Source organism: Myxococcus sp. MxC21-1 (assembly GCF_032612255.1).
In the GTDB taxonomy this organism is placed as follows: Bacteria; Myxococcota; Myxococcia; order Myxococcales; family Myxococcaceae; genus Myxococcus; species Myxococcus virescens.
Window position 1 is genome coordinate 2,525,315 of record NZ_CP123278.1, and the last position, 20,248, is coordinate 2,545,562.

General features: G+C 69.3%; 18 protein-coding genes and 1 pseudogene. 4 read left to right on the top strand and 15 right to left on the bottom strand.

The genetic code is table 11. From position 1 onward, the window contains the following. Window positions 1-58 precede the first annotated feature (58 nt). From QEG98_RS11785 to QEG98_RS11795, 3 genes are all read right to left on the bottom strand, one after another. Window positions 59-826 (bottom strand): RNase H family protein, encoded by a 768-nt coding sequence (locus QEG98_RS11785; protein WP_316566798.1) that lies wholly within the window; start codon window positions 824-826, stop codon window positions 59-61. 55 nt (window positions 827-881) lie between these two features. Continuing rightward, complete coding sequence (locus QEG98_RS11790; RefSeq protein ID WP_316566799.1) at window positions 882-1,523, bottom strand: DsbA family oxidoreductase; 642 nt, start codon at window positions 1,521-1,523, stop codon at window positions 882-884. Window positions 1,524-1,682: 159 nt separating this feature from the next. Continuing rightward, window positions 1,683-2,756 carry a nitronate monooxygenase gene (locus QEG98_RS11795; RefSeq protein ID WP_316566800.1) on the bottom strand — a complete coding sequence of 358 codons (1,074 nt, stop codon included), beginning with the start codon at window positions 2,754-2,756 and terminating at the stop codon, window positions 1,683-1,685. Window positions 2,757-2,872: 116 nt separating this feature from the next. On the opposite strand from QEG98_RS11795, the gene QEG98_RS11800 reads away from it, so the two are divergent. Continuing rightward, entirely contained in the window at window positions 2,873-3,331 is a 459-nt protein-coding gene (locus QEG98_RS11800; RefSeq protein WP_316566801.1) for an FtsX-like permease family protein, read from the top strand. A gap of 187 nt (window positions 3,332-3,518) precedes the next feature. Beyond that, the gene (locus QEG98_RS11805; RefSeq protein WP_316566802.1) at window positions 3,519-3,953 is read left to right on the top strand and encodes a hypothetical protein; all 435 of its coding nucleotides are present in this window, start codon (window positions 3,519-3,521) and stop codon (window positions 3,951-3,953) included. A 203-nt stretch (window positions 3,954-4,156) separates the two neighbouring features. Here QEG98_RS11805 and QEG98_RS11810 read toward each other — a convergent pair whose 3' ends face one another. The 4 genes from QEG98_RS11810 to QEG98_RS11825 form a co-directional block, all read right to left on the bottom strand. Next, window positions 4,157-4,510, bottom strand: a complete 354-nt coding sequence (locus QEG98_RS11810) for a DUF488 domain-containing protein (RefSeq protein ID WP_316566803.1) — start codon at window positions 4,508-4,510, stop codon at window positions 4,157-4,159. Window positions 4,511-5,118: 608 nt separating this feature from the next. Continuing rightward, entirely contained in the window at window positions 5,119-6,942 is a 1,824-nt protein-coding gene (locus tag QEG98_RS11815; protein WP_316566804.1) for a hypothetical protein, read from the bottom strand. Beyond that, entirely contained in the window at window positions 6,864-7,421 is a 558-nt protein-coding gene (locus QEG98_RS11820; RefSeq protein ID WP_316566805.1) for a hypothetical protein, read from the bottom strand. Before QEG98_RS11820 ends, QEG98_RS11815 begins: the two co-directional genes overlap by 79 nt. 56 nt (window positions 7,422-7,477) lie before the next feature. Next, window positions 7,478-7,948 carry an FBP domain-containing protein gene (locus tag QEG98_RS11825; protein WP_090489764.1) on the bottom strand — a complete coding sequence of 157 codons (471 nt, stop codon included), beginning with the start codon at window positions 7,946-7,948 and terminating at the stop codon, window positions 7,478-7,480. Between the two features lie 405 nt (window positions 7,949-8,353). Here QEG98_RS11825 and rsgA point away from each other — a divergent pair, with 405 nt between their 5' ends. Continuing rightward, window positions 8,354-9,439 carry a ribosome small subunit-dependent GTPase A gene (gene rsgA, locus QEG98_RS11830; protein WP_316566806.1) on the top strand — a complete coding sequence of 362 codons (1,086 nt, stop codon included), beginning with the start codon at window positions 8,354-8,356 and terminating at the stop codon, window positions 9,437-9,439. A gap of 113 nt (window positions 9,440-9,552) precedes the next feature. After that, window positions 9,553-10,920 carry a TAXI family TRAP transporter solute-binding subunit gene (locus QEG98_RS11835; protein WP_316566807.1) on the top strand — a complete coding sequence of 456 codons (1,368 nt, stop codon included), beginning with the start codon at window positions 9,553-9,555 and terminating at the stop codon, window positions 10,918-10,920. A gap of 57 nt (window positions 10,921-10,977) precedes the next feature. On the opposite strand, the gene QEG98_RS11840 is transcribed toward QEG98_RS11835, so the two are convergent. The 8 genes and pseudogenes from QEG98_RS11840 to QEG98_RS11875 form a co-directional block, all read right to left on the bottom strand. Then, window positions 10,978-12,219, bottom strand: coding sequence for a fused MFS/spermidine synthase (locus QEG98_RS11840; protein WP_316566808.1), 1,242 nt, complete (start codon window positions 12,217-12,219; stop codon window positions 10,978-10,980). 1,236 nt (window positions 12,220-13,455) lie between these two features. Beyond that, window positions 13,456-13,956, bottom strand: a complete 501-nt coding sequence (locus QEG98_RS11845) for a hypothetical protein (RefSeq protein WP_316566809.1) — start codon at window positions 13,954-13,956, stop codon at window positions 13,456-13,458. 13 nt (window positions 13,957-13,969) lie between these two features. Beyond that, entirely contained in the window at window positions 13,970-15,610 is a 1,641-nt protein-coding gene (locus tag QEG98_RS11850; protein ID WP_410477999.1) for a hypothetical protein, read from the bottom strand. Between the two features lie 85 nt (window positions 15,611-15,695). Next, window positions 15,696-16,940, bottom strand: a complete 1,245-nt coding sequence (locus QEG98_RS11855; protein WP_316567872.1) for a hypothetical protein — start codon at window positions 16,938-16,940, stop codon at window positions 15,696-15,698. Then, window positions 16,837-18,054: pseudogene (locus tag QEG98_RS11860) on the bottom strand (aspartate kinase); the annotation flags it as partial. The gene QEG98_RS11855 and the pseudogene QEG98_RS11860, both read right to left, overlap by 104 nt. Before the next feature lie 256 nt (window positions 18,055-18,310). Continuing rightward, entirely contained in the window at window positions 18,311-18,442 is a 132-nt protein-coding gene (locus tag QEG98_RS11865) for a hypothetical protein (RefSeq protein WP_011552355.1), read from the bottom strand. Window positions 18,443-18,550: 108 nt separating this feature from the next. Continuing rightward, window positions 18,551-19,576 (bottom strand): inorganic phosphate transporter, encoded by a 1,026-nt coding sequence (locus QEG98_RS11870; RefSeq protein WP_090489748.1) that lies wholly within the window; start codon window positions 19,574-19,576, stop codon window positions 18,551-18,553. Then, window positions 19,577-20,203 carry a DUF47 domain-containing protein gene (locus tag QEG98_RS11875; protein ID WP_090489746.1) on the bottom strand — a complete coding sequence of 209 codons (627 nt, stop codon included), beginning with the start codon at window positions 20,201-20,203 and terminating at the stop codon, window positions 19,577-19,579. Window positions 20,204-20,248 lie beyond the last annotated feature (45 nt).

Genomic DNA, 20,248 nt, shown 5'->3' on the forward strand with positions numbered 1-20,248 from the left:
GTGGCACCGACCCATAGGCGCAATGGACCGGCGGGGCAATGGGCTTGGAGGGGCTGCCTCAGTCTTCCGACGGGACGTCCTGGCCCTTGAAGCCCCAGTCCTCCAGCACTTTGGCTTCATCCAACGCGTTCTTTGTCTTCTTGAAACGGGCGCCGGACACACCTTTTACCCGGCGCTCACACGCGGCCCAGGAGGCGTGGCGCTTCACGGAGCTGCCCACCTGACTCAGGTAGGAGTACGCCTTGGCCGCGGCCTCCCGCTGTTCCTTGGGCTTCTCTGGAGGCAGTGACATGTCCTCCGGCAGGTCGTGCACCGCCACGCCGTAGCCGTGGAGCGGGCCGGTGTAGAGCCTCGCGTCACGCCCCTTGGAATAGGCCACGGCGATGGCGTCGACGCGCTCGTTGCCGGGAACGCCCACGTGGCCCCGGATGTAGAACCACGCCACGGTGGCGGCCTCTGCGGCATGGTTCTCCTTGCGCTGCGCCAGGAGCGCCATCAGCCGTTTCCAATAGATGGCGTTGGCGACCTCGCCGCCCTCGGCCGTCTTCCACCCGCGCCGGCTCCAGCCGAACGCCCACCTGGTGGCGCCCTGAATCACATACGTGGAGTCCGTGTGGATGTGGATGGGGCCCGGAGCGCGCTCCAGGTGGCGCAGGGCCTTGCCCACGGCCGTCAGCTCCATCCGGTTGTTGGTGGTCTCCGGCTCGTGGCCGCCCAGCTCCGTCACCAGCCCGTCGGGCGTGACGATGATGCTCCCCCAGCCACCCGGGCCAGGGTTTCCTGAACAGGCGCCATCAGCGAAGACAAGGGTCGGGCGGTGCTCCATGCCGGCACCCTATTCGGCGCGAAGTGCTCCCGCCAGGACGGCGGTGGCCGCGCGCTCAGTGCACGGCACTCAGGGAGGGGCCCGGCCGGACGCGCGCGAAGGCGGCGCGAACGGCTTCTTCCGGCTGAGCGCCGTTCAGCAACACCACAGGCCCATTGCCCGCGAGCCGCATGGCCGGGACGCCGCGGATGCCCAGCCGTTGGGCCTCCTCCTCGTCGGCGAGCACGCGCGCGGTGTACCGGCCCGCCTCCAGCGCGCGTGTCATGGACTCGCGGTCCATGCCTGCGTCCTCCGCCAGCGCCCCCAGCACGCGCAGGTCCCCGATGTCCCGGCCGTCCGCGAAGAAGGCGCGGAAGAGGGCCTCATGGAACGGGGAGAAGGCGCCGGCGTCCTTGGCGAACTCGGCGGCTTCGAGCGCCAGCCGGCTCTTCGGTTGGACCGGCGGGGGCTTCATCGTCAAGCCCCGCTGCTCGGCCAACGGGTAGACGGTGCGGGCCCAGGCCGACCGCGGGGGCTCAGTCACCGGGGCGAGCGGCCGCGCGGGCACCGGGCGCAGCTCGAACGCGCGCCAGTGGATGTCGAGCGCCGAGCCCAGCCGGGCATGTAACTGCTCGAGGACGGGGAGCTCGAGGTAGCAGAAGGGGCAGACGTAATCGCTCCAGACGTCGAGGCGGACCGGCGTGTCCGATTGGGCCATGGGCGAGGCTCCTTGAAGTCCCCCGCAGGGGACATCTCCTCACGTTGGCCATGCCCGTGCGGGCACGGGATGCAGTGGCGCCGGTCCTCCTGGACTCCAGCCGGGCGTGCGGGCCGTTGCCGTGCGCTCTGCGCTCGTAAGGCTGGAGGGCGCGCCGCTTCACGCTGCCGAGAGTTCCTTGATGAGGGATTCCATCAGGCCGGGCACGGTCCGGTGCCGCAGGTTGGGCGTGGCCTGTCCTGCCCAGAGCGACACGAGGTCCGTGCGGCCCGCCTTGACGGCCGCGGGCTTGAGCTTCGACAGGAACCAGCCCTGGATGGGGAAGGGCGCGAGCGCTGACAGCTGATGGGCCACCTCCTCTGTCCAACGATTGCGCATGCCTCGCGCCAGCCGGCCCGTGAAGGACCTCGTCAAGGTGGTGTGCTTCGCGCGGTCGCTGAAGAGCAGCTCGCGGTGGGCGTCCGTCGTCCCCGATTCCTCGCAAGCAAGGAACGCCGTTCCCAGTTGCGCGGCCTGGGCGCCCAGTGTGAGCGCGGCGCGAATGCCTCGGCCATCCGCGATGCCGCCCGCCGCGATGACGGGCGCCTTCACGCGGTCGGCGACGAGCGGCGTGAGGGCCAGCGTCCCCATCAGCGAGTCCTCGGCGCGCGCGAGGAAGGACGGACGGTGTCCGCCCGCCTCGAAGCCCGTGGCCACGATGAGGTCGACGCCCGCCGCGTCCAGGGCCTCGGCTTCGGCCAGCGTGGTGGCCGCGCCGGAGGTGAGGATGCCCTTGCGCCGGCACTCCGCCAGGACCGAGGCGGGGGGCACGCCGAACACGAAGCTGAAGATGGGGGGACGGGCTTCGAGCAGCGCCTCGACCTGGTCCTCGAAGCGGTGGTGGAAGCGCTCGGGCATGGCGGGCTTCTCCACGCCGAGCTCGCGGTAGTACGGCTCGAAGAGGTGGTAGATGCGGTCGAAATCCTCAGGGCTGAGCGCGTCTCCTCCCGCGTCATGGTCGGAGACCCAGAGGTTCAGCGCGAAGGGCTTGTCCGTCAGCGCCCGAATCCGGTCCGCCACGCGGCCAATCTCTTCGGGCGGGAGCTGATACGCCCCATACGAGCCCAGCCCTCCGAGGTTCGACACCGCCGCCGCGAGTCGTTCGGTGGAGAGCCCGCCTCCGAAGGGGCCCTGGATGATGGGGTGTTGAATGCCCAGCTTCTGGAGGGCTTCGTTCGTTCGGTGCGGGCTCATCGCGGCTCCTTCTGTCGGGAATGGTGGAGGGATAACGCGGACGCTGGACGGGGTGGGAGAAACGACACGCGGATGCGCGCGGGATGTCCGGATGCGGGACTCCGATTCCCATACCCGTGCAACCGGGCTTCTCGCTTCGTCCAGATGGCCTGTACGCCGGGGGTGGCACGCGGCATGCTCGGGCGTCCTGGACATTGCTGCTGGCGGGGGCCTTCGCGGCGCTGGCGATGGTGTTGTCGGCGGTGGGGCTCTATGGCGTCGTGGCCTACGCGGTGCTGCAGCGCACCCGCGAGCTGGGCATCCGCATGGCGCTGGGCGCGCGTCAGGCGCAGGTGCTGGGGCTGGTGCTTGGGCGCTACCTGGGGCTGACGGCGTGTGGGCTCCTCATTGGATTGGGGCTGGCGGCGGCCACCAGCCGCGGCCTCACGCACCTGCTGAGCGGCGTGCGGCCCACGGACCCACTGATGTACGTGGCGGTGGCGGTGGTGCTGTTGGCGGTGGCCGTCCTGGCGGTGCTGCTGCCCGCGCGCCGGGCCGCACGCGTCTCTCCCGCGGTGGCTCTCCGAGCGGACTGAGCAGGCGTCCGGGGCCGCTGCGTTTCAACGGGGCGCGGCGGTCCTCGTTCCGCGAGGGGGACGGACGAGCTTGGAGGCGCGTTCCAGGGGGCCGGTCGCACCGTGGCACCGGGTGGCAACGCTGCCGGGCATGGTCACGGTTGGCTTCGGAGGCGAGGTGCGCCCTCCAGGACGAAAGGGGTCGGTCATGAAGCTCAAGGTGATTGGGATGATCGCGGGTCTGGCGTCGGGTGGCGCGGCTCTGGCGCAGGGCTCGCAAGAGCCGTCGATGCCGCAGGAGCCACCGATGCAGCAGGACCCATCGATGCAGCAGCCACCCAGCAGCGGCTCGCAGACGTCCGGCGGCATGCAAGGCAGTCAGATGCAGGGCCAGCAGGAGCTGAGCGGCTCCGTGGTGGCCCTGCGGAAGGACAAGGTCTTCATCAAGGATGAGAACGGCGCGGTGGTGGCGATGGGCGTGAACCACTCCACGCAAATCGATGGGAAGCCCATTGAGAAGCACCGGGACATCCACAGCCACCTCCGGCGTGAAATCAAGGAGGGGGACCAGGTTCGGACCAAGTTCAACGTGGAGAAGACGACCGAGAACATGGCGTCTTCCATCGAGAAGATGAACAAGTAGTCCACGCCGCGCGGAACGGCCGCGGTCTGGAGCGTGACGGTGCAGGTTCACCGCCGCTCCGGCCGCGGCTTCCGCCGTTCCCGGAGGCCTGAAGGGACTCGGCTGGCGCCGGACCTCCGTGAGGCGTTGAAGCTGCATCGCCTGCTCGACGCGATTGAGAAGGCGTCGGCGATGGGGCGGCGCCAGACGAGGACGGGGCCGCTCTAGTGCGTCCGGGCCGCTTCCGCTTCGATGAGCCCGGCCAGAATCGTTCGGTGGCAGACCTGTTCGAGGATGCAATCCTTTGAACAGAGGAGGGTCACCGTCTCACCCTGCCGCACTCGCTTGGCGAGCGCGGTGATGGCTTCGTGCTGCGACGCCATTTCCCGGAGGTACCGCTCGCGGTAGGCATCCAGGGTGATGGGTGTGCGCCCCTTTCCATAGAAGGCGTCGAAGAGCTCCGGGCTGGGCGCCAGGTTGCTCTGCCACGCGTCCCACGTCTCCTTTGCCTTGGGCAGACCTCGGGGCCGGTACCGGCAGATGAGGACGCGGAAGCCGTCATCTGGCTCCGATGGCACACACCAACGTTTGGTTTTGAGCGGCATCGCCGGGCAACCCTGAACCGGAGGGGCGGTATTCCATCCGCGGTGGACCGGATTTCTTACCGGGATGGAAAGGGTTCTGGCCCCGTTGGCCCGGGGAGATGTCCCCAAGTGCTTGGAAATGCTGGCCTCGGGGCTTGGATCGGCGGCGGCACGCGCCCTGCTATGGGGTGATGCAGCAGCGTGACGGGGCGGTACGGGCGGCGGGTAGGACGGGGCGGTACGGGCGGCGGGTAGGACGGGGCAGTGCGGGCGGCGGGTAGGACGGGGCAGTACGGGCGGCGGGTAGGACGGGGCAGTACGGGGCAGTACGGGCGGCGGGTAGGACGGGGCGGTACGCAGCACGGGCGGCGGGTAGGACGGGGCAGTACGGGCAGGACGGGGCGGTACGCAGCACGGGCGGCGGGTAGGACGGGGCAGCACGGCGGTATGCAGCACGGGCGGCGGGAGGGGCGAGCGTGGCGTAGCAGAACGGGGCATTGCAGCCCGTTTCAGTCGGACGGCTCGGGTGTGTGGGATGGGCGAGTGGGAGCCGGTCCTCAGCGAAGAGGACATTCGCGAGGACCGGTTCGACTCAACATCGCTCAGAGATTGAAGCCCACGTTACCGACAGAGATGCTCGGTCCGAAGATGAAGGACCATTTGCTCGACGGAACGACCGGGTCCAGCGTGGGGTCTCCTCCCGTGCGACGTCGGATGTCTCCGCGGAACTCGTAGGCCATCCACGCCTGTGCACCGACGGCAGCGCCAGGTCCAATCGGAACGCGCAGACCCAGGCCCAAGACGACCGCGAGCGTCGGCGGGAATTGGATGTCACCCGACTGAGGCACGAGCCCCAGTCCCATCAAACCCGCTTCGATTCCCAGCAGCCGCTCCTGGCCTTCGTTGTTCAGCAACGCCAGTCGCGACACGACACCGAAGTTGATGGCGAGCTGCCCGGTGGGCTCGGTGGCGCGGTAGAGGCCCGCAGGAATGGCGGCCGTCGTGTAGAGCCGGAAGAGGCCGCCGGTGACGATGGCCGTCCACTGCGCGGAAGGCAGACCGGTACGGTCCGTCGTGCTCAAGGCGTAGCGGGACTCGTCCGCCACGTGGGAGACCTGGACGGTGATGCGGTCGTACTGCCCCAGGTTGCCCGGGACGGGGATGTCGCGCTGTTCTCCCTGCGGACGCAGGAACATCCGCTGCTCGACGCCGCTCTCCCCGCGCACCGAGCCATCCGGCTTCGTGACGCTGATGCGGAGCAGGACCTCCTGGTTCCCATCTTCCGGCTTCAAGCGCTGACGGTACACGATGACGCGACAGGTGTTGCGCATCTCGTAGGGAATCCGGTGGGGGCGGCTGGGCTCCAGTCGCTGGTCCTTGCCGTCCTTGTCCGCGCAGACGAACTCCACCAGGTTTTCGATGCGGGCGGGCACGCTGGCTTCGCGCACCACGCGTTGGAAGCGCTCATCCACCATCGCCAGGTCGGTGGTGGCCAGCTCCGCGGGCAGCGTGGGAAGCCGGTAGCCGAAGCGCAGCGCCACGAAGGCGCCTGGCGCCGCCTCGCCCTGGATGAAGGTGACGGACTCCCGCGTCGTGACGCTGTAGGCGCCAGGCAACGGCTCCAGCACGAAGCGTCCCAAGCCGGCGTTGGACGCCATGTTCACCTCGGCGGGCCGGTTGGTCGGGATGAAATCGATGGAGCCATGCCCAGGCAGCTCCAAGCTGGCCCGGGGCGCGGGCAGGGGCAGCGTCTTCGCCGTCTCCGAAGCCACCACCGTTCCATCCTGCCGCGACGTCAGCGCGGTGATGGTCACCTGCTGATCGGACGTGCCGCCCGTGCGCAGCATCACATAGGTGCCCTCCGCCAGCTTCACCACGCGCTCCACGCGGACGCGCAGGCCGTTGACGGTCCACACCAGGGTGCGCGGGTCATGGGCGCAGACTGGATCCAACCGGACGACGAGCGCGGAGTTCTCCGCGCCACGCAGCACCGAGCCCTCCACCGCCGTGAGCGGACACGCCAGCACGGACAGCGTGGTGGTGATGACCTGGTCGAGCGCGTCGCCCCGCGAGAAGTAGACGCGTGGCACCAGCCGCGCGCGCAGTGTCACCGTGGCATCCACGCCCGGGACGTTGCGCACGGAGATGAAGCCCTCGGCTGGTTCGCAGCGGGCGGTACCGCAGTCGGCGGTGGCAATCGCCTCGGAGTGGCTGACGGGGACGCTGCCCGGCCCCTTCGACACGTCGATGCCGTTGGAGAGCACCAGGGGCTCGGTGAGGATGGTGCGGCCGGGGCGGATGCGGAGCGATTCGGGGTCCACCAGGTTCCCGAGGGCGTCGTAGGTCTTCACGTCTGGCCCGATGCGGCCGTAGGGCGGAATCCAGTACAGCGACGTGTCCGTGGGCAGGCCCTGCGGCACGGGCACCGCGCAGTCCGCGAGCCCCCGGGGCTTGGAGGGGACAGACAGACGTCCTGCCCCTCCATGGTGGGGCGCTCCGGCTCGCCGCGCGGCTTGCCCGACCACGCGACGCCCACGTTCAGCAGCCCCACGCCGCGCAGCTCCAGGCGGCCTTCGTCCGGATAGAAGGAAGTCCCCGAGAAGTCGATGCGCGGCAGCGGCCCGGTGGCAATCACCGTGACGATTCGTTCACTGGTCGCGCACTGCGCCGGGGTGTCGGCGACCTTGAGGTCCTGCGTGCGCGTGTTGTCGTCCGGCCTTGCGGGCGGATGCACGGAGCGGCCATCCGGGCCCAGGCTCCAGCCGTTGCGGACCGGCCCGCAGACGACACCCTGGGCCAGCACTTCTACGGGGCGGCCACCCTCCGGCACTTGCACGACGGGAGCGGCGGCGGCGAGCCCCGCAGCCAGCAGCGAGGCGAGAACGACGAGGCGGACAGGGGGCATCACTTCGCTAAAGAGCGAAGGATGCCGCCACGGTCAAGCCCGATTGCCCGGCGATATCAAGCGGCGGGCTGCGCCTCGATGCCCAACGCCTCATGCGCGAAACGAAACATTCGTTCATTGAGCTTTCCGAGAAATTCAAGCGGATGCCGGCCAGAGCGGTCCGCCGCGTCCTCCATCTTCTCCCTGCACCGGAGATCGGCGCAGAGGTTCACCCCCACGCGACGCTTGTTGTCCACCGCTGTGGTGAGCAGGCACACCTCGTGAGCTGAGCCGTAGCTGTGGCACCACTCGCACATGCGAGTGACGGGTTCGCCGCCCAGGGAGTCCCGGCGGAAGATGATGCCAATGGGCTTGCGGCTGCCCGGCGCGGAGAAGATGAGGTACACGCGCGCGCCGGACGTCTCCGTCCAGGCGAGGTAGTCACGCACGAAGAGCGGGAAGGTGATGCCCGAAGGCATCTCGATGACTCGGCGGTCTCTGGGGCGGAAGGATTCGATGAGCGCCCGGTCGTTTTCGAATCGGAACACGGCTGCTCCTTGGAGAACATCTGCCCCTAACAATGGGGTGTGTCCGTTTCCACCGGAACCCACCAGCAAGGCGGGCGCTCGCCCGGTGCGGCATGTGCTCGGCGCGCTGTGCTACCTGGGCGGCCGGGCGCTGGCGGCGGTTCTGCACACGTGGCCATTCCCCGCCGCCACGCGCCGGGATAGAAATGCCGTGCCGGGCGGTGGTGGCCACCGCCCCTTGAAACCCTCTGGAGGCATCGTGAACTCGCCCCTTGTGCTCGACGCGGTGGAAGTCCTGTTCGCCTCGAGGGCGCAGGCCGCCTAGCCGGCCGCGAAGGTCTGACACAGCGCGGCCGTGCGCTCCTCGGGGAGCCCTGAAGAACCAGGTGCGCCATTGGCACCGCTCTGTCCGGAGTCCTTCCAACCATGTCGCTTGAAACCCTCGGCTGGGGTCCAGCCTTCGAACACGCATTCTCCACGCTCGTCTCGCAGTCCCCGCTGTCCCTCGTCCCTGGCCGCGTCGTGCGCCAGCATCGAGGGCTGCTCACGGTCCAGACGGCCACGCGCACCCTGTTGGCGCGCACCGCGGGCCGGCTTCTCCATCAAGCCCCCGGCGTCGAGTCCCTGCCCACCATCGGCGACTGGGTGGCGCTCCAGCTCCCCGATGGGGACGGCGAGGCGCTGCTTCACGCGGTGCTGCCTCGCGCCAGTGTGCTCGCCCGGCGCGAGGCGGGCAGTGAGCGCGACGGGCAGCTCATCGCCGCCAACCTGGACGTCGTGGTCCTCGTCGCGGGACTGGACGGCAACTTCAATCCCCGCCGCATCGAACGGGCGTTGGCGCTGGCTTGGACCAGCGGCGCCTCGCCTGTGGTGGTGCTCACCAAGGCGGACCTGTGCCCGGACGCGGATTCGCTCGTGGCCGAGGTGGAGGAGTTGGCTCCAGGCGTACCCGTGCTCGCGCTGAGTTCCTGGACGGGGGAGGGCATCGAGGCCCTTCGCGCGCAACTTCCGGCCGGGAAGACGGGGGCGTTGCTCGGCTCCTCCGGTGTCGGCAAGTCCACGCTGGTCAACCGGCTCCTGGGCGAGGCGCGGCTGGTCACCCAGGCGGTCCGCGCCGAGGACGACAAGGGCCGTCACACCACCACGCACCGCGAGCTGTTCGTGCTCCCGGGCGGCGGACTGCTCATCGACGGACCCGGCATGCGCGAGCTGGGGCTGTGGGGCGAGGATGACGGCATCGGCCAGACGTTCACCGACATCCTCGAGCTGGCCGCCGGCTGCCGCTTCACGGACTGCCAGCACCAGCGCGAGCCCGGGTGCGCTGTGCGCGCGGCCGTGTCGTCTGGGGCCCTGCCCGAGGCGCGGCTCGCCAGCTACGAGCGGCTGCGGCGCGAGCAGGCCTACCAGGTCCGTCAGCGCAGTGCGTCCGCGGAGCGCGACCACCGGCGCCACGAGCGCAGCAAGACGTTGATGGGCTGGGAGGCAACGCGCTCCAAGCGCCGGCGGGACTGAGACGTCCTTCCCTCGGGAGGCGGGTGGAGTGACCGCCTTCTGACTGCCCGGCCGCCCCACCGGCGGCCGGGCCCCGTGGCTGGCGCGCGCCGTGTCTATACTCCGCGCCCATCATGAAGAAGGACTCGCTCAAGGCCCGCCTGCGTCGCACGTTGCGGTGGGACCTCTGGATGACGCTGGGCCCCGCGCTCGTCATCGTCAGCATCGCGTTCGCCGTCACGTTCTACTTCGTCAAGCCCGCGCCGCCGAAGAAGCTCGTCATCGCCGCGGCTGGGGACGAGGGCGGCTTCCGGTACTTCGCGCGCAAGTATCAGGAGATTCTCGCGAAGCACGGCGTCACGGTGGAGATTCGTCCCACGGATGGCTCGCTCACCAGCATCAAGCTGCTGGAGGACGAGCGCTCGGGCGTGGACGTGGCCTTCGTCCAGAGCGGGACGTCCGACGCCACCAAGGCGCCGCACGTCGTGTCCCTGGGAAGCCTCTCCTACGTGCCGTTGTGGGTCTTCTACCGGGGGCCCACCATCGACGACCTGAACGCCCTGCAGGGCAAGCGCATCGTCGTGGGCCCCGAGGAGAGTGGCACTCGCGCCCTGTCCATGAAGTTGCTGGAGGCCAACGGCGTGGGCGCCGAGCCCACGGAGTTCTTGAACCTGGGGCGCGACGAGGCCATCGAGCAGCTCAAGCAGGGCAAGGTCGATGCTGTCTTCATCGTGTCCCCAGCGGAGTCACCGCCCGTCCAGCGGCTCGCGCGGGTTCCGGGCATCAATCTCCTCAGCTTCTCGCGGGGCGAGGCCTACGTGCGCCGCTTCCCCTATCTGTCCCGGCACGTGCTGCCGCGAGGCGTGCTCGACCTGGCCGCGGACGTGCCAGCCCGCGACGTGGTGATGTTGGCGCCCACCGCGAACCTGGTCGCCACCGATGCGCTCCACCCGGCGCTGGCCTACCTCTTGATGCGCGCGGCCAGCGAGGTCCACGGCAAGGCCGGCATCCTGGACCGCACGGGCGAATTCCCGGCGGCGCTCGAGGCGGGCTTTCCGTTCAGCAGCGAGGCGCGCCGCTACTACGAGTCCGGCGTTCCGCTCCTGCACCGCTATCTGCCGTTCTGGGCCGCCAACCTGGTGGACCGGCTCTGGGTGATGCTGGTGCCCTTCATCGCCGTCCTGGTGCCCCTGGGCCGGGTGGCGCCGGCGCTGTACCAGTGGCGCGTGCGCTCGCGCATCTTCCGTTGGTACGCGCGGCTGAAGGAAATCGAGCTCCAGCTCGAGGAGGGCCCGGGCCGGGAGATGCTGGAGGAGATGCTGCGGCGGCTCGACGAGGCCGAGCGCGAGGTGAACCGCATCCCCATGCCCCTGGCCTACGCGGAGAATCTCTACTTCTTCCGGGAGCACGTCGACGTCGTCCGTCGCCGCCTCACCCGGCGCATCGCCGAATCCGGCGAGCCCTCGTCCGAGGTGCTCACGGCCCGGGAGAAGACCGCGTAGCCGCCGCAGCCACAGGGCGCTTCCGGGGCTTGCTCGGAAGCGCCACGAGGCGGTGGGTCAGTGCGCGAGCGCGTGCAGCAGGTTGACGTAGCTGTCGGACCAGACGCGCCTGCCCTTCAGCTCGGGCGGCGTGTCCACCGGCTGGAAGGGCAGCTCCTGGGTGAGGCGGGCCACGACGTCGCTGTTGGCGCTCATGGCGAACCAGACGCTGGGTGAGCGGCCCGACGCCAGCTCCTCGGCGGTGAGGCGCTCCGTCTGATTCACGAGCCCCTGGACCCGCAGCTCCGTGCTCAAGCGGGTGAGCACGGGGACCAGGTCGAAGAGCCGGCTGGAGACATGGAACAGCAGGAGCCCCTCCGGCGCGAGCTTCCGGAGATAGAGGCTCAGCGCCTCCCGGGTCAGCAGGTGCGTGGGGACGAAGTCGCTGGAGAACGCATCGAGGACGATGACGTCGTACCCGCCGTCCTTGGCTTCCTCCATGCGAAGGCGCGCATCCCCCGCGAGGACGCGGAGCTCCGCCTGGCTGGAGCCGAGCATGCTGAAGTGCTGGCGCGCGAGCCGCTCCACCTCCGGGTCCAGTTCGTAGAAGTCCCACTGTTCGCCTGGGCGGCCATACGCGGCGAGGCTGCCGATGCCGAGCCCCACGACGGCCACGCGCTCACGCGGAATCCGTTCCGAGGCCAGCACCCGGCCCACCGCGGAGCCCCGGTGGTAGTAGGAGAGGGGCTCTCCTCGCTCGTCCGGGTGGAGGTTCTCCACGCCGTGGACGGTGCTGCCGTGCTGGAACAGCCGCAGGCCCTCCGCGTCCTTGACCGTGTAGAGGCCGTAGAAGGTGCGCGAGCCTTCGATGCGCCCGCGCGCGAGCATCCACCCGGAAAGCACCAGGACCGCGACGACGAACAGGGCGGCTCCGCTCGATACGTAGGGCGCCAGCTTCGGGACGGGCAGCCCCTGGCCCCGGCGCATCATGTCCCGCGCCGCCAGTCCTCCCAGCAGGAGCAGGCCGGTGATGCCGTGGTCCAGGTACGGGAGCGCCAGCGAGCCCAGCGTCAGGGGAACGACCAGGGCCAGCAGCAAGGTGCCCACCAGACCGCCCAGCGAGACGTGCAGATAGAACGAGCCCAGCAGGCGCGGGTCCGACGGGCGGCACCACACGAGGTTGCCATGCATCAGCAGGCAGCCCACCCAAAGCACCGCGCTGTGCAGCACCAGGGACGGGAGCGACGTCTGCGCGCGTGCCAGCGCGAAGAGGGCCGCGCCCGCCGCGACGGCGAGGCTCCCCAGCGCGAGCCGGTTCAACCCCGTGGGCGTGGGGGCCGCTTCGAGAAGCAGACGATGAGCGTGAGCAGGTACAGCGAGAGGGGGAGGATCCACAGCAGCGGGATGGATGCATCCAGCGTGAGGACGTTGGTGACCGCGAGCAGCAGCGCATTGGCGCTCGCGGACAGCAGCAGCCAGGTGATGCGTGAGGCGCGCGGGGCGCGGGGCGCCGGCTCGGTCCCGGCCGCTGGCGCGGACGTCGTGCTTCCCCGGCAAGCGCCGGGCGAACACGCCGGATGCAGAGCAGCGCGAAGACGACGAACGCGCCGTAGCCCGCGTACCAGACGACCAGCTGTTCCTGGATGTCGAGCGCCGGCTCCACCAGGAAGGGGAAGGTGAGCAGCGCCGTGAGCGCGCCCGCGTTGGACGTTCCGTAGAGGAAGAACGGGTCACCCCGAGAGGGATGCTCCGTGCGGGTGAACCAGCCCTGGGCGACGACGCTGGTCGTCGACAGGGCGAGGAACGGCAGCCCCAGTGACAGCGTCAGCGTGAGCAGGATGGCCGCCACGGGGTGCAGCTCGAAGAGGTGCAGCCGGAACGGGAAGACGACCACCGCCACCAGCACGAAGCCCAGGTGGGCCCAGCGGTAACGGCCCTGGTGCGCGGCCACCGCGACCCGGCTCGAGTAGAAGTAACCGAGCAGCAGCACCGCCTGGTAGAACACCAGGCACGTCGTCCAGATGGCCGCGCTGCTTCCGTAGGAGGGCAGCAGCAGCCGCGCGAGGATGAGCTCCACCTGGAAGAGCAGGAAGGAGCCGAGGAAGACCCAGAGGTGGAACAGCGTCCCTGTGAAGCCGTGGGTCGAGGGCTTCGGGGCGGGAAGGTCGGTCGTCATCCTGGGAGCCACTCGCGAAGGCCCATACGCAGCGTGTGTGTGTGGCCGTGTGGGCGGAGCATCGCTCCAGGCGGCCCGAAAAATAAACGCAGGGGGGCCTCAAGGTTTTCGGCGCCGTGCGTTTTGAATTTCGAAGTGGGGATGGGGAGGAAGCAAGCCCGGGGGGGCTGTTGCTTCCAGAGGGGGAGGGCGCGCCGGAGTCGGGCCGCGCAGTCATTGGGAGCACGTCGAGGGGGCGTGCTCCCAATGTTTTTTTCTGGAGCTCTCGTCTGAGTGGCTCACGTGGCGGGGAGTGCGTCGGGGGGCGCGCTCCCCGCTATGTTTTTCAGGGGCCTGCTTCGGCCGGGCCCGGTCTCCCGGGCCTCGGCTGTGCCCGCCGACTACTCGGCGTCGGACGAGGGCATGACCTTGATGGGCTGCCCGTCGTCGCCCGTCACCGTCGTGCCTTCGGTCTTCTGTTGCGCCGCCGTGGGCGTACCCACCGCGAAGCTGAACACCCGCGACAGGTGCGCGCCGCGGAAATCACCCGTGACGGTGACGACGAGGTGAGACTGCCCTTCACCCGGCGTGAAGCTCACGTCGAACTCGGACACGGCGTCCTGGGTGAAACTGCCACCCGACACGGGGGTGGCGGAGCTCTTCACTTCGAGTCCGTCCACTCCGGAGAGGCTGACCTTGACGTCGGTCGCCGGCGCGTCGAAGCGCAGGGAGACGCGGGCCTGGTCCTCACCCAGCTTCGCGTCCACCTTCACCGGCGCGCCGGCCTTCGTGGTGTCCGAGCTGTCGCTGGGCGTGGGGTTCGACTTCGACGGGGAGGTGCAGGCGACCTGCGCCGTGAGCGCGAGGAGACTGGACAGGGCTGCGATTGCCTTGAGGTTCATGTGCGCTCCGGAATCACTGGCTGGTGATGGAGAGAGTGGGGAAGGGACTGTAGTTACCGGCCGTCTCCTTGAAGCCGTACACGACGACGACGTACCGCGCGTCCGCCTGGGTCGGGATGCTGACCGTCTCCGTACCGGTGTAGTCGATGTCGGACTCCGCCAGGCTCCGGCCCTGGCCGAAGACTTCGATGCCCACGTCCTGCGACGCATGGGACGCGCTGAGCGTCATGTTCCGGCCCGTGCCGGTGAAGACGTAGTACTGGTTCTGCTCGCGCTTGTTGTAGTCGAGCCCGCCCACCAGCGGCACTTCGGTGGTGTACGGGATGCCCGGCACGTGGGTGTAGATGGCGCGCAGCGGGGTGTCCCCATCTCCGAAGTCCGAGGAGATGGACCCGATGTTGTAGTGGGCCAGCAGTGTGTCCACGTCCGCCGCGTTGACGCCGGACTGGGCCTTGAGGCCGTTGATGAACGAGCCGATGGTGGTCAGCGCGGGCGTCGCCTTCTGCGGGCCGACGAGCACGTCGTAGAGGATGCCCAGGTCGTACGACACCCTGTCGTACGACTCGTTGGTGCCGGAGTCGTACAAGTCATAGAGCAGCCGGAAGACGCTCATCTCGGAGAAGACGCCCTTGCGCGGGTCGTCGGTGCTGGGCGGCTCGCTCTCCGCGTCGAATCCGAAGGCGGCCAGCGTCGAGCCGCTCCACATCGTGTCGACGTAGAGGGGCTCGGGCAGCAGGATGCTGGCGAGCGCGTTGCCATAGCCCTCGCCGAAGGCGAGGCGCGGGTCGAGGATGTCACCGCTGGAGTGCGGCCCGCCCGGGCTGTCCGCGCGCGACAGGTTGGCCTCGAAGTAGTGCCCCCACTCGTGGACGATGACGTGGGCGTCGAACTCGTCGGTGTCCACGCCGTCCCGGCCGAGCACGTAGATTTCGTTCTCCGCGAAGGAGAAGTGCGACGTGCCGATGCGGCCCTGCGGCTTGCTGCCAGACTGGGGCACGTTGTTCGGGCTCCAGTTCACCTTCAGCAGCGGGAAGTTGACCGGGCGCGCGTCCATGAAGGCCCGCGACGCGGTGTACATGCTGTCGAGGATGGCGAAGGGCGCCGCGATGCGCCGGCTGGCCGTGTAGCTGGTGCCCGCCCAGCCGTGGGTCGCGTGCAAGTCCTTGGTCGTCACCGTCGTGGTGATGTCGCCACCCACCGCCCAGATGGCGTTGTTGTCGGTGTTGTCCTCAATCTGGATTTCGGGCTGGGTCGTCTTCGCGAGCGCGACGACCGTCAGCGCGCCGCTGCCAGACGGCCTGTACGTCAGCGTGTAGCGGCCCTCTTGGTTCGTCGTTCCATCGACGAGCACCCGCGTCCCCTGTCGCACCTGGACGACGGCGTTGCGTACGGGGCGCTTCTGGGCCTGGTTGAACTCCAGGGTCCCCCGCCGCGTGGAGGGAGAGTAGACGGCCGGGACGAAGTCGTACGTCACCGTGCCGCTCAGGGTGACGGGGTCGCCCAGGGGACCGTTGCCCCCATCATCATCGTCATCACCGGGACACGCAGTTGTCAGCGCCAGGGTGAATGCGAGCGCCAGCACCTTGCAGGTGAGGTCTCGGGTCGGCTTGCGAGTCACGTCCATTCCGTTCTCTCCCCCTTGCCTCTCGCGCATTCGAGGGCAGGCGGGGCATTGTCGACAAGTCCGCAGCCAACTTCAAACGGACATCGGCCGCGGACCTGTCGGACCGGGCGTCAACTCAGGGGAGCGGCCCGTCGACCAGGCGGAGCACGTCCGCCAGCACGCCAGCCGCTGTCACCGCCGCGCCCGCGCCGTAGCCGCGAATCACTAGCGGTGTGGGGCTGTAGCGCTCCGAGGTGAAGCTGAGCGCGTTCTCTCCGCCCTTCACCGCCGCCAGCGGGTGCGTCAGGGGCACCGGCACGAGCCCGACAAAGCAACCGTCCTCCGTGACGCTGCCCACGTAGCGTAGCACCTTGCCCTCCGCGCGGAGTGTCTCCACGCGGCGCTGGAAGGCGGCGTCCACCTGGGGGAGCCGGGCGAGGAAGTCATCCAGCGGCCCGGTGGCGTCGAAGTCCGGCGGCAGCAGGGAGTCCAGCGTCACCTGCTCCAGCTCCACCTGGCGGCCCAGCTCGCGGGCGAGGATGAGCACCTTGCGCGCCACGTCGGTGCCGTGGAGGTCGTCGCGCGGGTCGGGTTCGGTGAAGCGCTTCTCCATGGCGGTGCCCACCGCCTGCGACAAGGGGACGCCTTCCTCCGTCAGGCCCAGGATGAATGACAGCGAGCCGGAGAGGATGCCTTCCACGCGCAGCACCCGGTCTCCCGTGCGAAGCATGTTCTTCAGCGTGTCGATGACGGGCAGCGCCGCGCCCACGTTCGTCTCGTAGAGGAAGCGGCGTTGGTGACGGGATGCCGTCTCGCGCAGCTTGCGGTAGTGGCTCCACTGGCCGGCGTTGGCCTTCTTGTTGGCGGTGACGACGTGGAGCCCCGCCTCCATCAGCGACGGGTAGGCGAGCGCGATGTCCTCGCTGCTGGTGCAGTCCACGAAGACGGGCCGGCCCGGCCGCTTCGCCCGGGCCCAGTCGCGGAAGGCGTCCAGGGGCGCGCCGTCGCTGCTGGCCGCCAGCCGCTGCTTCCAGTCCTCCAGGGGATTCCTCGCTCGCCGTCGCGACGCGCTTGCTGTTGGCGATGACGCAGACGCGCAGGTCCACGCCGTGGGCGCGCAGCTTGGGCGCCTGCTGGTGGACCTGCTTGAGCAGCTCGCCGCCCACGCTGCCCACGCCGGCCAGCAGCAGCTCCACGACTTCCGTGGTGCCGAAGCACCGACCGTGGACATGGGCCAGGGCGCGGGGACCGTCCGTCTCCGCGATGACCGCGGAGATGCTGCGCTCGCTGGAGCCCTGCGCGATGGCGGCGATGCTGCAACCCACGTCCGCCAGCGCGCTGAAGAAGGTGCCCGCCACGCCCACGCGGTGGCGCATGCCATCACCGACGATGCTGAGCACGGCGAGCCCGCGCTGCTGCTCGATGGTGTCCACCTTGCCCGCCGCGCGCTCCATCTCGAACGCGACTTCCAGGGCCTGGACGGCGCGCTCCGCGTCCGCCTGCTGGACGCAGAAGCTGATGGAGCATTCGCTGGAGCCCTGGGTGATGAGCACCACGGAGATGTTGGCGAGGGCCATGGACTCGAAGACGCGGGCGGCGGTGCCCGGAACGCCCTTGAGCCCCGCGCCGCCCAGGTTCACCAGGGCGATGCCGGGAAGGAAGGAGAGGCCGCGCACCGGGTGCTCGGGCGGCGCGGCGTCGTCGGTGACGCGGGTGCCCGGGTGGTCGGGGCGGAAGCTGTTGCAGACGCGCACGGGGATGCCGCGCTCGCGCGCGGGCGCAATCGTCTTGGGGTGGAGCACCTTGGCGCCGAAGTAGGCCAGCTCCATGGCCTCCTCGAAGCTCACCTCGGGCAGCGGGAAGGCTTCTGGCACCAGCCGCGGGTCGGCGCTGAAGATGCCGTCCACGTCCGTCCAGATCTCCAGCAGCTCCGCGTCCAGCGCCGCCGCCGCCAGCGCCGCTGAATAATCCGAGCCGCCCCGGCCCAGGCACATCGTCTTGCCCCGGGTGTCACCGCCGAAGAAGCCCGGCATCAGCATCAACCCGGGACCGCCGGCCTCGCGCAGCGGCGTGAAGCGCGCCCGGGTCTCCTCCTGGAGCGGCGTGGCCTGGAGCGGGTCCCCCGCGCAGAGGATGACGTCCCGTGGCTCCACGGCATGCGGCTCCAGTCCGCGTGCGTGCATCAGCGCGCCCAGAATCAGGCACGCGGCGCGCTCGCCCAGTCCGGACAGGTGCGCGAGCACGGAGGGCGAACATTCCCGCAGCAGCCCCACGCCCTGCAGCAGCCCGCGCAGCTCCGAGGCCAGCGTGGAAAGACCCTCTTCCAGCGAGCGCAGCCGCGCCTCCCCCAGCTCCGCCGCCAGCTCGCGGATGATGCCGCGGTGGACGTCCTCGAAGCGGCCGTGGAGCGACTCCACCGGCTGACCTTCCTGGGCTGCGCGGGCCGCGTCCAACAGGAGGTTGGTGATGCCGGACACCGCCGAGGCGACCATCATCACCCGCGTCTCCTTGCGCGCCGCCGCGGCCGGTCCGCCACGCCGCGCATCCGCTCGGCGTTGCCCACGCTCGTCCCCCGAATTTCATCACCCTCATGAGCGCACCTCCGCGTGGAAGGCGGCGGGGCGGGACGGCGGGTTCGGCGGCGTCGACTGCGGGGAGGGCTGCATGTCGGGGCTCCTGCGGCATGTGAAAACAAAAAAGCCCCGCGCCGGAGAGCGCGGGGCCGAGCTGGAAACCAAGGTGGTTCCGTCGCTAGACCACCCGCGCCCGGCGGGGAGTCGTCGTGGTCGTGGTGGTGGTGGTCAGCACGGTCGTCAGGACACACGCGCGGGCGAGGAACGTCGTTCCTTCGCGCTGCACGTGCTGGCCGTTGACGCCGTTCATGAAGGGAAGGCTGGCCGAACTTGCCGCGGCAAGTCAAGCAGGGGACCCGGCAGGTCCATGCATGACGGGGAAGGGCTCGCGGAGGTCAATGCGAGCCCTCCCCGGCGTTCAGCTTGCCAGGCGCATGACCACCTGGGTGAGTCCGTAGAAGACCACCGCGGTCAGCGCCGCGGCCGGGATGGTGACCACCCAGGCCCAGATGATGCGGCCGGCGACGCCCCACTTCACCGCGCGCCAGCCCCGGGTGGCGCCCACGCCGACGATGGCGCCGGTGATGGTGTGCGTGGTGGACACGGGGATGCCCAGCTGGGCCAGCGCGATGATGGTGACGCCGCCGCCCGTCTCCGCGGCGAAGCCGCCGATGGGCGCCAGCTTGGTGAGGCTGTGGCCCATGGTGCGGACGATGCGCCACCCGCCGAAGAAGGTCCCCAGGGCGATGGCCGCGTGGCAGGAGATGATCATCCACCAGTCGATGTGGAACGGCCGGTCCTTCCAGATGGTGCCGAAGAGCACCACCGCGATGATGCCCATCACCTTCTGCGCATCATTGGTGCCGTGGCTGTAGGAGAAGATGGCGGACGACACGAGCTGCAGCCGGCGGAACCACGAGTCCACCTTCAGCGGTGTCTGGCGGTGCACCGCCCACGTGCTCAACACCATCAGACCGATGCCCAGCGTCATGCCGATGAGCGGCGACAGCACGATGAAGGCGGCGATCTTCGCGATGCCCGAGCCCACCAGGCCCGCGAAGCCGAGCACCGGCAGCGTGGCGCCAATCATGCCTCCGGCCAGCGCGTGCGACGACGAGGAGGGCAGGCCCCACCACCACGTCAACAGGTTCCAGACGATGGCGCCCATGAGGGCGGAGAAGATGACGGCGAGCACCGCGCTGGGGCCCTGAGCCCGGAGCATCTCGAAGTTGATGATGCCCTTGCCCATGGTGTTGGCCACGTGGACGTTCCCGCCAAAGGCCGCCACGAAGTTGAAGAACGCGGCCCAGGCCACGGCGAGGTTGGGGGACAGCACTCGGGTGGAGACCACGGTGGCGATGGAGTTCGCCGCGTCGTGGAATCCATTGATGAAATCGAAGATGAGTGCGACCGCGACAATGAGGATGACGGCGGCGAGTAGCATTTAGCTGTGCTCCAGCACCACGCCTTCGATGACGTTCGCCACCGACTGGCACTTGTCGGTGGCGGTCTCAATGAAGTCGTAAATCTCCTTCCACTTGATGATGAGCAGCGTGTCCGCGCCGCTCTTGAAGAGCCGGCCGACACCCGAGCGCAGGGCTTCATCCGCCTGCGCCTCCAGGCGCTTGATTTCCTTGCACCCGGCGAGGATCTGCTCCGGCTTCTTGATGAGCCGCAGCGCGGCCACCACTTCCTGCACCTTCTGCGTGGACAGCACCAGCAGGCGTGCCAGCTCCGTGGCGTCCGGCAGGCTGGCCGGGATTTCGTAGTAGTGCAGGCGGGCGGCGGCGGCGTTGGTCAAATCCAACACGTCGTCGATGCGGGAGAGCAGGGTGTGAATCTGCCCTCGGTCGAATGGGGTGATGAACTGCTTGTGCAGACGGTTGAAGGCGGTGTGGGTGACTTCGTCCCCACGGTGCTCCGCGTCCTTGAGCGCCTGGACCCGCGGGGCGACGTCGCGGTAGTCACTGAGCAACTCGTAGAGCATCTTCGCGCCTTCGACGGTGACGGCACATTGCGCATCGAAGTCGTCGAAGAACTCGTCCGACTTCGGCATCAGCTTCTCGAGCATCCGTCCCTCCAAGTCGCCTGAGGGCAGGCGACGCCGTTCTTGAGG